Source organism: Arsenicibacter rosenii, assembly GCF_001870735.1.
Lineage (GTDB): Bacteria > Bacteroidota > Bacteroidia > Cytophagales > Spirosomataceae > Arsenicibacter > Arsenicibacter rosenii.
This window is the reverse complement of record NZ_MORL01000020.1, coordinates 29,703-45,296: the sequence shown is the minus strand read 5'-3', so window position 1 is coordinate 45,296 and position 15,594 is coordinate 29,703. Positions and strand designations below refer to the sequence as shown.

At 54.1% G+C, this 15,594-nt stretch carries 8 protein-coding genes and 1 pseudogene; 3 read left to right on the top strand and 6 right to left on the bottom strand.

The annotated features are described in order from the left end of the window. Positions 1–10: 10 nt before the first annotated feature. Positions 11–369 (bottom strand): annotated as a pseudogene (locus tag BLX24_RS23760) (DUF6331 family protein). A 282-nt stretch (positions 370–651) separates the two neighbouring features. Between BLX24_RS23760 and BLX24_RS23755 the strand changes: the two are divergent. From BLX24_RS23755 to BLX24_RS23745, 3 genes are all read left to right on the top strand, one after another. Then, a complete protein-coding gene (locus tag BLX24_RS23755; protein ID WP_071505715.1) occupies positions 652–4,569 on the top strand; it encodes a PAS domain S-box protein in 3,918 nt (1,305 codons plus the stop codon). 82 nt (positions 4,570–4,651) lie between these two features. After that, positions 4,652–5,977, top strand: coding sequence for a M20/M25/M40 family metallo-hydrolase (locus BLX24_RS23750; protein ID WP_071505714.1), 1,326 nt, complete (start codon positions 4,652–4,654; stop codon positions 5,975–5,977). 94 nt (positions 5,978–6,071) lie between these two features. After that, positions 6,072–6,893 (top strand): hypothetical protein, encoded by an 822-nt coding sequence (locus BLX24_RS23745; RefSeq protein ID WP_071505713.1) that lies wholly within the window; start codon positions 6,072–6,074, stop codon positions 6,891–6,893. A gap of 59 nt (positions 6,894–6,952) precedes the next feature. On the opposite strand, the gene BLX24_RS23740 is transcribed toward BLX24_RS23745, so the two are convergent. The 5 genes from BLX24_RS23740 to BLX24_RS23720 form a co-directional block, all read right to left on the bottom strand. Further along, the gene (locus BLX24_RS23740) at positions 6,953–7,639 is read right to left on the bottom strand and encodes an RNA polymerase sigma factor (protein ID WP_071505712.1); all 687 of its coding nucleotides are present in this window, start codon (positions 7,637–7,639) and stop codon (positions 6,953–6,955) included. A 135-nt stretch (positions 7,640–7,774) separates the two neighbouring features. Further along, positions 7,775–9,277, bottom strand: coding sequence for a sulfatase family protein (locus tag BLX24_RS23735; protein WP_071505711.1), 1,503 nt, complete (start codon positions 9,275–9,277; stop codon positions 7,775–7,777). A 24-nt stretch (positions 9,278–9,301) separates the two neighbouring features. Continuing rightward, complete coding sequence (locus BLX24_RS23730; protein WP_071505710.1) at positions 9,302–10,966, bottom strand: RagB/SusD family nutrient uptake outer membrane protein; 1,665 nt, start codon at positions 10,964–10,966, stop codon at positions 9,302–9,304. Positions 10,967–10,983: 17 nt separating this feature from the next. Then, positions 10,984–14,427 (bottom strand): SusC/RagA family TonB-linked outer membrane protein, encoded by a 3,444-nt coding sequence (locus tag BLX24_RS23725; RefSeq protein WP_071505709.1) that lies wholly within the window; start codon positions 14,425–14,427, stop codon positions 10,984–10,986. A gap of 80 nt (positions 14,428–14,507) precedes the next feature. After that, the gene (locus BLX24_RS23720; protein ID WP_071505708.1) at positions 14,508–15,542 is read right to left on the bottom strand and encodes a FecR family protein; all 1,035 of its coding nucleotides are present in this window, start codon (positions 15,540–15,542) and stop codon (positions 14,508–14,510) included. Between the last annotated feature and the right edge of the window lie 52 nt (positions 15,543–15,594).

Genomic DNA, 15,594 nt, shown 5'->3' with positions numbered 1-15,594 from the left:
ATTATGTCGCCTACACCCATTGTTTCACGTCTGTAAGAAGATAATCCAGCAGTTCCAGAAACGTGGCCCGTGCAAATAGCCAGTTTAAGCGATTGTAGCAAATGATATCAGCATCACTGGCTAGTACCTGCTCGTTAATCCGCTCCAATTGTTTGACAAGTGTTGGGGTACAAGATGCATGATCACGTCAACGATGGCTGCCGGCGTGAAATCAAAGGCACCAACCCCGTAGCAGCCGACCCCACAGACCGTTTCCAGCCGATCCCGGAACTCCTGTAACGGGTCCCGTATAGTACTGTATGTAAACGTCAGGTCGCTGGAGTAAGGCCCTAAAGCCTCATTCACTGTCAGGACAGTACCATTCTCCATGTCGAAATCAAGTAAAACCAGCTCCCGGCCAGGGTGTAATTCAAGTGTGGGTAACGGATTGGTTTCCGGCATTGTTTTTTTGCTTAAACTCTCCCGGGGAGCATTTCCGCTCCCGAGATAACCTTTCAGGAGCAAAATAAATCTAAAAACAGAATACTAAAGCATTAAAAAAGGTCTATACTCCTTTGGGTAAGTAAACTGCTGCTTGAACAAATGAAAATTTAATATACTTTTATAGAACTTTGTTATATCACATTTTGGGGTGAATAGAGCAATAACGTTATGCATACAAACCGGGATCCACAGAAACGATACTATACGCTGAATTCGCTTTCCGAAAAAGAATTCCGGCAGTTGACGGCCCTGGCGGCAACTGTTTGCCAGCTGCCAGTTGCCTATATTATTTTACTGGACGGAGATCGTCAGGTGATACGGTCGGTGCATGGCTTGACAGAAGCGCTGTCGGTAGACGAATGCTCCTTTTGCCGGCAAACGGTTGCGCTTAACGATTTTCTGGAGGTGCAGGATACCTTGCTCGATAGCCGGTTTCAGCAGTTGCCTGTTGTGCAGGGCGCGCCACACTTCCGGTTTTACGCCGGTGCTCCGCTGGCCAATTCGGCAGGTATACATATCGGTTGTCTTTGTGTGCTGGGCTATGAACCAGGCCAACTTACCGGCCATCAGCAGGATGCCTTAATGCAGCTGGCCGGGCTTGCCGCAGAATTAATTATTAAATGCTCAGAGAAACAGGAGCTCGAACAGTTCCGGAAACTGTTTGCCTATTCCAATGACCTGCTTTGTGTGGCGGGCACAGACGGTTTTTTCAAAGAACTGAACCCCGCATTTGAGCGGGTGCTGGGCTGGAGCAATGACGTTCTGCTGAATACCTCGTTTTTTGATCTGGTACATCCCGACGACCTGTTGTCCACTCAGCATGAAATCAATAAACTGGCTCAGGGCGAACAGACCATCAACTTTGAGCACCGGTTGCGGAGCAGCGACGGAACATACCGATACCTGCAATGGGTAGTGGCTCCTGACCCGACAACAGGTTTACTCTACGCGATTGGCCGCGACATAACGAGCATCAAGCAGAAAGAAAAAGCGCTGAAATATTCAGAGCATAAATTCCGGACGTTTTTTGAAAATTCGCAGGGCTTTATGTGTATCCACGATCTGAACGGCAACTTTCTGGAGGTGAACGAAGCCGGGGCGCAGTCGCTGGGCTATACATCCGGTGAACTCACCGGAATGAGCCTGTTCAATATTGTTCCGCCAAACCTGCATGGGCAGATAAGCGGGTATCTGGCTCAGATTAAGCAAAACGGGCAGGCAAGTGGTCTGATGCACACCAAACACCGGAACGGGAAAACCCATATCTGGTACTTTAACAACATCATCGAACCGGATGAAGACCAACCGCCTTATGTGATCGGAAATGCCATCGATATTACCGAACGTCACCGGCTGGAACTCCGCCTGCAGCGAACGTCGGAGATGCTGACGCAGACAAATAAGATCGCTAAAGTCGGGGCCTGGGAAATTGATCTGGTGCGGAATCAGATTCACTGGTCGGCGGTAACGCGTGAGATTCATGAAGTCGATGATGATTATGTGCCGACGTATGAATCGGCGGTGGCTTTCTTTAAAGGAGATGATTTCGAGCGCATTACGGCTTTGTCGTACCGTGCCATTACCGAAGGCATCAGCTACGATGTAGAGCTTCAGATAGAAACAGCGAAAGGCAACACGGTTTGGGTCCGCGCCTTTGGCAACCCCGAATTTAAGGACGGTAAATGTGTTCGTCTTTTCGGAGCGGTTCAGAATATCAACCAGTTAAAGCAGGCAGAACAGCTGCTTATACGGGAGAAAATGCGGTTGTCGGCCTTTGTTGAACACGCACCCGCAGCCGTTGCCATGCTCGATAAAGAGATCCGGTATCTGGCCGTCAGCAAGCAGTGGCTGGAGGAATATAAAGTTACGCAGGACATTATCGGCCGTTCTCATTATGAGATTTTCCCGAATATCACCGACGACTGGAAAGCCATTCACCAGCGCTGTCTGGCGGGAGCCGTTGAAAAATGCGAGGAAGACATCTGGCAACCACCCGGCTGGGACCACAATCAGCATTTACGCTGGGAGGTAAGGCCATGGTACGATTACAACGGAGAAATCGGGGGGATCATGATGTTTACGCAGGATATTACCGAACTCTGTGCGCAGCGCGAAGAACTCAAACGCGCCAAGCTACTGGCCGAAAATGCCAGTAAAGCCAAATCGGAGTTCCTGGCCAATATGAGCCATGAAATCCGGACACCGCTGAACGGTGTCATCGGCTTTTCGGACCTGCTCCTGAAAACGGATCTGAACGTAACCCAGCGGCAATACCTGTCGATTGTCAACCAGTCGGCCAATACGCTCCTCGGGATTATTAATGACATTCTCGACTTCTCAAAAATTGAGTCCGGCAAGCTGGAACTCGACGAGTCGCGGTCGGATATTTACGAAATCAGCAGTCAGGCGGCCGATATTATCACCTATCAGGTGCAGAACAAAGGGCTGGAAATGCTGCTGAACCTGCAACCGAACCTGCCCCGCTTTGTTTACATCGATCCTGTACGCCTGAAACAGGTCCTGGTCAACCTGTTGGGTAATGCGGTGAAGTTTACCGAAAGCGGCGAGATCGAACTTAAAATAACCGTTACCGATTTTCGCGATGGTCAGGGATTGTTCCGGTTTGAGGTTCGCGATACCGGTATCGGCATTAAACCGGCGATGCAGGCAAAAATCTTTGATGCCTTTTCGCAGGAAGATGTATCGATCACCAAAAAATACGGCGGTACGGGCCTTGGCCTGACTATTTCGAACAAGCTGCTCGGCTTAATGGGAAGCGGTTTGCAGCTGGAAAGCCATCCGGAAAAAGGAAGCCGGTTCTTTTTTGATGTCTGGTTACAGGCCGAAAACGGCGATCCCGTTGTCTGGGATACCAACAATACGCTGAAGCAGGTACTGATCGTAGACGATAATGAAAACAACCGGATTATTCTCCGCGAAATGCTGCTGATCCGGCAGATTATGGTCGAAGAAGCCAGTAATGGATTCGATGCGCTGAAAATTCTCGATACTAACAAACGGTTTGACGCCATCCTGATGGATTACAACATGCCGTTTATGAATGGGCTCGAAACAATCGAAAAGATACAGGCCCATTTTAACGATACCGTTGACGGACTGCCCATTATATTGCTGCATAGTTCGGCCAATGATGAAACGATTCAGAAAGGGAGTCAGCGGCTTTCTGTTCAGCACCGGTTGGTAAAGCCAATCAAAATGCAGGACCTGTATTATGTGCTGAGCCGGTTGAAAAAAGGCGGCAAAGAAACGGGGAATACGCCCGGGACCGGTCTGCCGGCGTCGGGCGTATCCGGTTCTGCAATACCCGGATATCTCGGTGCCGGGAGACCGCAGGCAGGTCAGATCGGGAAAGTACTGGTGGTAGAAGATAACCGCATCAATCAGTTGCTGGTCCAGTCGATTCTGGCCCGGATTCTGCCTGATGCCACGGTATTGACCGCTGCCGACGGGGCAGAAGCGCTGATTCTCTGGAAGGAACAACAGCCGGACATCATCCTGATGGACGTGCAGATGCCGGTCATGAACGGAATAGATGCGACGCGGCGTATCCGGGTCCTGGAACAACAAACCCGCGTGCCGATCATTGCGCTGACGGCGAGCAGTACGCTGGAAGAAAAGCAGAAGTGTCTGGATGCCGGGATGGACGATTTCCTGGCCAAGCCGATAGTTGAAGAGTCGCTCGTGAAGCTGTTTGGTGAATGGAGTCACCATAAACCCGCTGAACCGGCTCCTCCGGCCGCCCGGGCCTCTTTTGATCGTTCGGTAATGGAGCGGATGGCAGGCGGTGACCCTGACCTGACCGCCGCCTTTATTCAGGCTGCAGTTGAAGAGCTGGACGATGTGCAGACCAACCGGCTCCCCGGCCTGTTGACCGGGAGTCTGGAGGCGATCCGCAGCGAAGGGCATAAGCTGTATGGTATGGCCATCACGGCCGGTATGAGGCCGCTTGCCGACCTGGCCCGCAAGCTGGAATACCTCGAAAACCATGATGCCGATGTCGTTGCCGGTCTGGTGTCGGCCATCAATGGGGAAATTGCATCGGTCAGGGAAGCGATTGCGGCATAAGCGGCAGATTCCCCCGCCCGTTCCTTGCCTTTGTCGTGTTTCGGCCGTTTTTTAGTGAAACTGTTCATACAAGACCTCACGAATGAAACACAACAAACTAACCATTGCCATCGGCCTCGTGTCGCTGTGTCTGACCCAACTCTTTACCCCCGCGCTCGCGCAGGAAGACGAAGGGGGCCGGAAGGGTACTGTCGAGGCGTCGTATACGAAAGAGATCGACGGGCTGGCAAAAAACAAAAAAGTGCAGGCGGCGTTCAAATCGATCCTGGATCAGAATGCCCGCAACCGCGACGAACTGATCATGCTCACCGAGATTCCGGCCCCGCCGTTTATGGAAGAAAAACGGGGAATCCGGTATGCAGCGATGCTACAGGAAGCCGGTGCCGATTCGGTCTGGACCGATAAGGTGGGCAACGTCATTGCACTGCGGAAAGGTAAAAAGCGCGGCCGTGTGGTTGTTCTGGACGGCCACCTCGATACGGTTTTTCCGATTGAAACCAACGTAAAAGTAAAAACCAAAGGTGATACGCTCTATGCGCCCGGGGTCGGCGACGATACGCGCGGGCTGGTCATGGTTGTGTCGGTTCTGCGGGCGATGGAAGCGGCCGGTATTGAAACCCAGTCGGATGTGCTGTTTATCGGTTCGGTAGGCGAAGAGGGGCTGGGCGATCTGCGCGGGGTAAAACAGCTCTTCAGCCCTGAAGGTCCCCGCATCGACTCCTGGATTTCAATCGACGGCGGCGATATTGGCCGTGTCAGTACAATGGGTCTTGGTTCTTACCGCTACCGGATTACGTTCAAAGGACCGGGCGGCCATTCGTGGGGCGCTTTCGGTCTGGCCAATCCGCAGCATGCGCTGGGTTCGGCGATTCACTATTTTTCAAAAGCGGCCGATAAATATACCCGCACCGGGGCCCGCACAAGCTACAACGTAGGCCGGATCGGCGGCGGAACGTCGGTCAACTCCATTGCGTTTGAGTCGTGGATGGAAGTAGACATGCGGTCCGAAATTCCGGAAAACCTTGAACAGGTCGATGCTATTCTGAAAGCGTCGGTACAGCAGGCCTTGCAGGAGCACAACGCCATGAAGCGCATGGGTCCGGCGCTGACGGTAGATATTAAGAAAATCGGCGACCGGCCCTCGGGCGAATTGCCGGACAACCTGCCGCTGATTCAGCGGGCGATGGCGGCAACGGCTTATTTTGGCGCCTCGCCGGCCGTATCGCGCGGATCGACCAACGCCAACATTCCGATTTCGAAGGGAGTTCCGGCCGTCACACTAGGTCGGGGTGGTAAGGCCGGCAATGCCCACGCCCTGAATGAGTGGTTCTACGACGATCAAAGCTACAAGGCCATTCAGCTGGCGCTGCTGACGCTGGTGGGCGAAGCGGGTTTTGCCAATCCGTAAGTACTGAGTTGCAGATTATTATTCAGGCTCAGGCAGCGTTTATATGATGAAGTTCCGTATGTGTTTTTGTAAGGCATAACAACAACCAATAACCATGCGGGTATTTATTTTTTTAGCAGCACTGCTGTCGGCATCGGCGGCATACGCACAGGACAATATCATCCTGCGCAACGGAGACGAGATTCCGGCAAAAGTACTCGAAGTCGGTCAGCAGGAACTGAAATACAAGAAGTCCTCTAATCCGGATGGCCCCGTGTATACGGCTCCGTTAAGTGACGTGTTTCTGATTAAGTACGCCAATGGTACCAAAGATGTATTCGGCGGCAACGGTCCCCGGAATGACAGGCCCCGCCCGGCGCGGCGTCCGGAGGAGATGCGCGGGAACCGGCCGATGCCGGCACCCGGCATGCGCGATATCGATCAGTTGCGGTACAGAAGCCGCTGGTTTAACCGGCATTTTGAATCAGGAGCCGGGCAGCGGGTATCGATGCAGGAGACCGCGTCGCTGATGCAGATGCAGTCAGCAGCATGGCAGTCGTTTAACCGTGGCCGTGTATTACGCAACTGGTCACTGGCAACAGGTATTTCGTCGGCAGTTCTGATCGGTGCGGGGGTAGGCTCGGCCCTGGCCGGGCATTGGGACAACCGGGGAATGATGGGCAGGCCTGACCGGCAAACCCAACCGGCAAATGACCCTGCGGGCAGAGACGGACACGGGAGAGACCGGTTTATGGATCGGCAGGCGGGTGCGGCCCTGGTGGGTAGCGGCGTATTGCTTGGCCTCACATCGCTCTGGTTAAATCATCGTGCGGCAGTAAGTTTTCGTCGGGCAGCTAACCGATACAACAGTAAGCAGGCAACATCCTTACACATTACCCCCGGTATGCAGGGCGTAGGGGTTGCGCTGAAATTCTAACGTATGTACACAGTGCCGGGCTTCTTCAGGGAGGTCCGGTTCTGTTTTTGATGGCCTCATCAAAGCATATTCCAGAGGATCAGCAAGAGGCCATATACTTTCTCCACATTATTGCGCAGGCGTCCAATGGCCTGATAAATAAGGTTATAGACCGCATCCAGCGAAATCGCCATTTCGGCCGCAATCTCTTCGTTCCGGCGGTTGCTGTAAAACTTAAGCAGGACGGCTTCCTTCTGGCGGCCGGTTAGTTTGTCGAGGGCGCGGACAATGGCGTCCTGCTGCTCCTGTGAAATCTGTAGATCGATCAGCTCCTGTTCGGCTGAGTGCGTGATTTCCAGCCCGCTTACCGTTTCCTCATCCTCCATAAGATCGAACCGCGCATTTTTTGAGAAGGCGTTGAGCAACCGGCCTTTGAGCGCCCGGACCAGATAAGGTTTTACGAACGTAACGTCGGTCAGCGTTTCGCGGTGGTTCCAAAGGTAGAGAAACAGGTCCTGAATACAGTCTTTGACAACATCTTCGTCGTTGTTTAGGTGCAGGCCATAGTGGTACAGCAGGCCGAAATAGCGCCGGTACAGCAATGCATACGCCTTTTCTGAACCAGCCTGCAGGTCTTTCCAAAGCAAGGCATCGGCCTGGCCGGCGGTGGTCGGGTTGTTGTTCACCGGTTCCGGGGCATAGCCCGTCTGCACGGGCGGCACCGGCACCGGATCATTCGGGTGAGTGTCAGTTAAACGTGCTGTCATCTTCGTTTGACGTGCGAATGGCATACGTAAAAAAGGTAATCCTGATCAATAGTGCTCTTTCCGGCAAAGCCTATATATGCAAAAGCTGCTTCAGGCAAGCAGCCTGAAGCAGTATATCCGGTCTGTACCGGTAAGCTAGTTCTTGTCCCGCACCGACTGAAGCAGCGTGGTCAGTTCTGCAACGATTTCCGGATGCTTATCGGCCACGTTGGTTCGTTCGCCGATATCGGCTTTCAGGTCATACAACTGTGGTTTAGGCAGGTTACCCAGTTCTGTATTGGTCAACTTCTGATAAGCAGGTCCGTTGCCTGGTTCGATATACTTCCAGTTGCCTTTCAGAACCGAGAGCGTATTATTAAGGGCTTGCTCAACCACAAAGGCACGGCCGGTCTGATCTTTCCCAAGAAGCGCATCCAGACTATTGAAGCTGTCAGGAGCTTCCTGCGGGGCCAGCTTCTGACCGGTCAGGGCGGCAAACGAATGCAGTAAATCAATCTGACTCAGCAATGCATCCGAGCGGCCTGTTTTTACCTTACCCGGCCAGCGGACAATAAACGGCACCCGCGTACCGGCGTCAAACGCACTGTATTTGCCGCCCCGCAACGGCCCCGCCGGGGTATGGCCGCCGAGCTTTGTTACGGCCTCGTCCTGATAGCCGTCGTCGACTACCGGCCCGTTGTCGCTGCTGATGATGACCAGTGTATTTTGCTTCAGGCCAAGCCGGTCCAGTGTTTTCATCAGCTCACCGACACACCAGTCGAGTTGCAGAATAGCGTCGCCGCGCGGTCCCATGCCACTCTTACCGACAAACCGTGAGTGCGGCATCCGGGGCACATGAATGTCCTGCGTCGAGAAATAAAGGAAAAACGGGCCCTTTTTATGGGTTTCGATAAATGCATTTGCTTTTCCTGTAATCAGGTCTGCCATCTCCTCATCTACCCAGCGGGCTGTTTTGCCGCCGGTCATGTAGCCAATCCGGCTCACACCGTTCACAATCGTCTGGTCATGACCGTGGGAGAACTTCATTTTCAGCAACTCAGGGTGGTCTTTGCCTGTTGGCTCATTGCCGATGGGCTTTCCGTAACTGACCTGAATCGGATCGGCCGGGTCGAGGTTGACGACACGGTGATTTTCGACATACACGCAGGGAACACGGTCGCCCGTTGCCGGAATCAGGAACGAATAGTTGAACCCGATCTCCAGCGGTCCCGGCTTGATGTCGTGGTTCCAGTCCGGGCCACCCTGCGGGCCCAGGCCCAGGTGCCACTTGCCGACCACGCCTGTCTGGTAACCCGCCCGCTGTAAAACACCCGGCAACGTAACCTTATCCGTCGGGATCAGCAGGGCCGCATCGCCGGGGGCAATACCGGTACCTGCCTTCCGCCAGGCATACCGGCCGGTCAGCATCGAAAAACGGGATGGTGTACAGGTGGCTGCCGTTGCATGGGCATTGCTGTACCGTAACCCTTCGGCCGCAACACGGTCGATATTCGGCGTTTTGATTTTGGTGGCCCCATAACAGCTGACATCGCCGTAGCCAAGGTCATCGGCATAGATGATGACGATATTGGGCTTTTGCTGAGCATGGGCACTCAACGCAAAAACAAAGAGGGCAAAGGCTAAAAAGTGACGCTTCATGCGGTTTGGGTTTGTGTGAAAACGTTATTTCAGGTTCGGGTTAATGTTGACTTCGCTCTGCGGAATCGGCCATGTTTCGTCGGTCCCGACCCGGAAATTTTTCGTTGTGACAAACCAGCGGGAGTAAGGGTCGTTGGTAGTCGCTGTCTTTTTGCGCAAATTTTTCGCATTGGGGAACGCGGCTCCGTAAAAATCGCCTTTTAACACGTCTCCCGCAATTTTCCAGCGCTGTAAATCCCACAACCGGATGCCTTCAAACGCTAATTCGTTCCGCCGCTCCCGACGGAGGATGGTACGCAGCTGGGTTTGGCTGGTGACTGTTACGCGCGGCAGTCCCACACCTGACCGCCCCCGCACGAGGTTAATGGTCTGGTCGAGCAGTGCCTGATCGACCGCCCCTGATTCAAGCCGGGCTTCCAGATAACTCAGTAATACCTCCGCATACCGGATGACCGGCAGGTCGATGCCGGAGTTCTGGAGGTCGCCGGTCAGGCCGTCCCAGTTGTATTTCCGAAGGCCGAAACCGGTGCGGGTCGCTTGCTTGCTCGTTGTCAGCTGATCTGCCGACCGGGTCGAATCGGGATGGGTAATGTAGGCGATGTTCTGGAATGTCTGCTGGTTAAACAGCACATTATAGCGTAGGCGCGGATCACGATTGGCGGTCGGGTCGGTGGCCGAATAGCGCGGATCGGTAAACGAAAACGGTGTCCCGTCGGTAAACTCATACGATTCGACGAGGCTGCCCAGCGGGTTGAACAGGTGCCAGCCCCCGTTGACAGCCGGGAAAAAATGCTGGTCCATGGCATTGGGCGCGAGGTCTTTAACATACTGGGTCGCAAAAATCAGTTCGCGGCTGGCTTCGTTGGTGCCGTTGAACAAACTCGGATAGCTCGGGTCAATCAGGTTGTCACCGAAGTCGATGATCGTTTTGTAGGTCGTTGCGGCGTCGTTGTAGGCATAGGCGGCCAGCTGCGCCCTTCCCAGAAAGGCCAGGGCGGCCTGTCTGGTGGCCCGGCCCCGTTCGGCTGCCGGTAAGTCTTTGGCCCGTGGCAGGTCGCCGGCCACGGCGGTAAACTCGTCGGTTGCAAACTTCAGCACCTCCGCTTTGGTGGCTTTGGTTACCGTGTTGGCTTCGTCCAGCGATAGGGTTCGGGTTACGAGCGGCACCGATCCGAAGGTCTGCGACAGGTAAAAATACTGACACGCACGGATGAACCGCGCTTCTGCCGTCATCCGTTTGACTTTGGCCGCATCAACCGGGGTTTTGGCCACGTTCTCCATGAAGTAGTTGCAGCGGGCAATGCGCGAATAGCTGGCGCTCCAGTAGTTGCCCAGATAGGCATTGGTCGCTACCAGATTGCCGTTAGTCAGCTGGTTGATGCCGGAGTTATCGCCGCGCCGGTCGTAGGCATTGTCAGTGGCGACCTCGAGCATGATCAGGCCATGGTACGACCACCAGTCAGTTGCCGAAAACTCAGCGCCGGTGCCGGGGGCGGCCAGCATCTGGATATTGCCCCGATACACGCCCGTCAGCGCAAGGAGGGCATTGTTTTCGCTGGTCCAGAAGGTTTCGTTGACATAGTTACTCAGCGGGCTTTTGTCTAATTCGTTTTTGCAGGACCACAGCGAACCGGTACCGGCCAGCAGCAGTGCGAGTAAAACTGTACGTATAGTTATCAGTGCTTTCATAGCAGTAAGATGTCAGGTTAGAAAGTTACGTTCAGGCCAACAGTGTAGTTTGCCATAATGGGGTAATAGGCCCCGCCGGTATTGATTTCCGGATCCCAGCCTTTGCGGTAATTGCTCCACAGCTTCAGGTTTTCGCCGTTGGCATATATGCGTACCGTGGCGATGTTCAGCTTTTTCGTGATTACGGATGGAATCGTATAGCCAAGCTGCACATTTTTCAGGCGGAGGTAGGAGCCGTTGAGCACCCAGAACGATGAGGTCAGGGTGTTGTTGGTACCGGTGTTGGAAATGAGCTCCAGGCGCGGGTAACCGGCATTACGGTCCGGGTTCGCCGCCGTCCAGTGTTCGTCCATCTGCCATTTCTGGATATTGCCGTTCTGGAAGAGTGCCCAGCCTGCGTAGTTATTGAGGTAACCGCTCACTCCGCCAACGCCCTGCAGCAACACGCCCAGATCGAAGCCTTTGTAGCTGGCAGCGAGATTGATGCCATACGTGAATTCCGGAATGGTACTGCCCAGCAGCGTGCGGTCGTACTGGGCGTCGACTTTGCCATCGGGTTTGCCCTCAGGGCCGCTGATGTCCTTGTAGCGGATGTCGCCCGGCTTCGGATTCGGTGCAATGGCCGTTTGATTGGCCCATGTATTGATGTCGTCCTGATTGATAAACAACCCGTCGGCCACATACCCATAATACAGGTTCAGCGGATAGCCGATGAACAGATCACTGCCGTTGCCAACCAGCCCGTTTGGTTGCTTCACATTGCCGACGCCCAGGTCAAGTACCGTGTTTTTGGTGTAAGTCAGGTTTGTCCCTATCGAATAGTTGACATTACCGGCCTTGTGGCGGTGTTCGAGCGTAAATTCCCAGCCTTTGTTGGAGAGGCGCCCCGAGTTTTTCTGACCAACCGTAAAGCCAAGCACCTGCGCTACACTGGAGGCAGGACTTACCAGAATGTCGTAGGTGTATTTGTCGAAGTAGGTGGCGCTAACGCTGAGCAGCCGCTTAAAGAAGCTGGCCTCCAGACCGACATCGGTGGTTTGGGTTGATTCCCAGTGCAGGGTTGTGTCGGTGATGGTTGTCCGGGCCACGCCTGTGTTGATCACCCCGCCAAAGGGATAATTGTAGCCGGTATTCAGCAGGTTCTGGTAGGGGTAATCGGAGCCAATGTTCTGGTTACCCAGCGTACCATGCGACGCCCGCAGTTTCAGCTCATCGACCCACGGCAGGTTATTTTTAATGAAATTTTCCTGACCAATCCGCCAGCCCACTGCTATCGACGGGAAAAGGGCGTATTTCTGGTTTTTGGGAAAGCGCGACGACCCGTCAAACCGTACCGCACCCTCCACAAGGTACTTTCGCTGGTAGTTGTACTGCGCCCGGCCGAAATACGATTCGAGTGCCCACTCGGTGGCACTCCCGCTGGTTGTCTGCGCACTGGCATCTCCCGCGTTGATGACCGTCACCGAATTGCTGGGCAGGTTGCTCCGGCCCAGCGCCATCGACTCACTGAATGCGGTCTCAAACGAGTAACCGGCGAGTGCCCCGATTTCATGATCGCCGATATTCGTTTTGTAGTCGGCAAACGCCTGAAGCGTCCGGTAGTTGTTGTTGCTGATGGTTTCGTTGAGCGAAGACGGTCCCAGCGCAATGGTTGCATTCAGCCGCTGCGCCGACAGGAAGCGGGAGCCGCGCTGATTGAGTTGGGTATAACCGCCGAGAACAGAAACGGTCAGGTCAGGGATAAGAGTATAGTCCAGCCGGAGGTTTGCGCCTAAATCGGTGCTCTTGGCTTTGTAAAAAGAGTCGTTCTGCAGATACGAAACCGCTGTTCCCTTATTGGATACGCCCGTGCCCCAGTCGCCGTTTTTGTACCGGATCGTATAAATTGACGGCATCCGGATGGTGCTGCTGATGATACCGCTCATGTCGTTGAAGTCCAGCGTGGCGGGGGGCGCCGGCTGGTTATCCTGCGACTGAATGCCCGACAGGCGGGTGGTCAGTCTGAGTTTTTTCGACAGCTGATTGGTCAGGTTCAGCCGGACATTGTAGCGGCCGAAGTTGTTACGCTCCAGTATACCGGCCTGACCCAGAAAACCGAATGAAAGCAAGTACTGCGTATTTTCGGTACCACCCGAAATGCTCAGGTTGTGGCCCGTCTGCGAGGCTTGTTTTTTCAGTGTCGACGCGACAAAGTCACTGTTAGGGTAGTTGTCTGGGTCGGTGCCGTTTTTGAAGAGGGCAATCTGTGCGTCGGTATAGGAGTTCGGAACGGCCTCGTTCAGCAACTGCGCATACTCGGCCGAACTGACAAACTGCGGGGTAGCGGTCATTTTCTGAATGCCGGCATAGCCGTTGTAGCTGATCCGCATCTTGCCTTGTTTGCCGGTTTTGGTCGTAACAAGAATGACCCCGTTGGCGGCCCGCGCTCCGTAAATAGCCGCTGAGGAGGCATCTTTCAGGACCGAAACCGACTCGACATCGTTCGGGTCAACGTTGTTAAACGAGTTGGCCGGAATCCCGTCAATCAGGATCAGGGGAGCCGTTGACGCCGCAAACGAACCAACGCCGCGAATCTGGATGCTGCCCCCGCTGCTTCCCGGCTGTCCGGAGCGCTGAATAACGGTTACGCCCGGTAACTGGCCCGTGAGCCCCTGCGATAACTGCCCCACCGACCGCGTATTGATTTTTTCGCCGCTGAGTTGCGCAATCGAACCAATGACGTTGGTTTTCGACTGGGTGCCATATCCGACCACTACTACCTCGTTCAGCGATTTAACATCTTTTGCCAGTTTCACCGACAGGATTGCCTGCCCATTGAGCGGAAGTTCACGGGCAATGTAGCCGATGTAGGAGAACACCAGCGTCACGCCGGCATCCGGCACCGTCAGCACATATTTTCCGTTGGCATCGGTAACGGTTCCGTTACTGGTTCCTTTCACGAGGATACTGGCACCGGGCAATACCTGACCTTCTTCGTCAGTAACCGTTCCGCTGACCTGAAACGCAGGGGCTTCCCGGAGAGCAGGAGCCTCATTAAGACGCCCCTGCGTAGGGTATCCTGATTCGGTGCTGTTTGGCTTTGGCAGACGCCGGTCGCGCTCGGCAAAAATGAGGTAAAAACCAGCTTTAAGCTTTTCGTAACGCAGACCCAGCGGCGTGAGCAGCGCGGTAAGTGTTTCTTCCAGTTCGGTCTCCTGCCGCGTTTTCATTGCCGGAGACCCTGCTTTTATGGTTTTACCTTCCAGCAGGTCGCTGTCGTAATTGATGCTTACGCCATAGTGAGCGCCCAGCTGAGACAGTACATGGGTCAGCGATTTTACCGGTTTCTGCCCGGGTTGTTCTTTGACCGCCCGTGATCCGGTTTTCTGAAAAGCAACCGCTTGATCCTTTTCCGCGCTGGCATTGAGTACGGCCATGGACAGGAAAAAACAGATACTTTTTCTGAGGGCAACGTTTTTCATAACTAATAATTGGTCTATAAGATAGAGTTAGTAGACTAATTTTGTTTTACGATATACAAGCCGATGAATCAATGGCTGTATTAAAGATGTTTCGTGGAAATGATTACCTGATTGTTTTGTTTTGAAATGTTCAGATTGTACAGTTTGCTGAGTGTCATAAGCAGTAGCTCAGGTTGTTGCGACGGTACGCTTCCTGAAAACCGTTTGTCGGCTACGTCCGGATCCGTAAATGTGACCGAATACCCGTAGGTTTCTTCCAGCTGCGTAGCAATCTCGCGCAGGGCAGTTTTCCGGAATACCAGCTGATTGGATTGCCAGGACGTATAGGCGGCCGGATCCACCGAACAGACACGGACCGTTGCCCGGGTGTCAACGTCGGCCAGTTCGCCGGGCTTCATGAATACATGCTGCCTGCGTTGCCCCGGCTGTTGAACCAGCAGGTTCACCTTGCCCGATTCCAGTACAACCCTTGCCTGTTTTTTCCGGTGCTTAACATTGAATACCGTACCCACGACTTCAACCGTAACCGGCTCTGCATGCACACTGAATCTGGCTTGCCCGGTCCCTTTTTTCTCCTGAACGCGGAAATACGCTTCTCCCTCCAGCCAGACTTCACGGGGTTTGCCGGTGTCCCAGCTGGTAGGGAAGGACAGATGCGAATTGGCATTGAGGGTCACGACGGAGCCATCGGGCAGGGAAAGTGTTCTGGTTTCTCCATAGTGAGTTGAGATCGTTGTAATTGACTCAGAACGAGTGTAATATTGATAGGTAGCATAGGTTAGCAGCAGCAGACCGGATATAGCGGCTGCGATCAGGAATGTACTGCGTTGCCGGTAACGCAGCGGGCGGATAACCGGCAACGCGGCCTTACCGGCCTGAATCTGCTGCCATACGTCGATCATGGCGCGGTTGGCCGCATAGTCGGTCGTGAAGCGCAGATCAAGAATAAGCTGCCGGGCTTCCAGAAGGGTTGTCCGTTGGGCGGGATTTGCCGCCAGCCAGCCTTCCCAGAACGCGGCGGTATCGGCGTCCGGGTCGATTACCCATTTCTGGAACGATGGGTCTTTAACGAAATCGGTGACTGTGTCGTACTGAAAATCCATGCCAATGTGCATCCCGTACGGGTTTGCTCATCCATAAGACAAACCCGCTGGCGGGATCTCATCG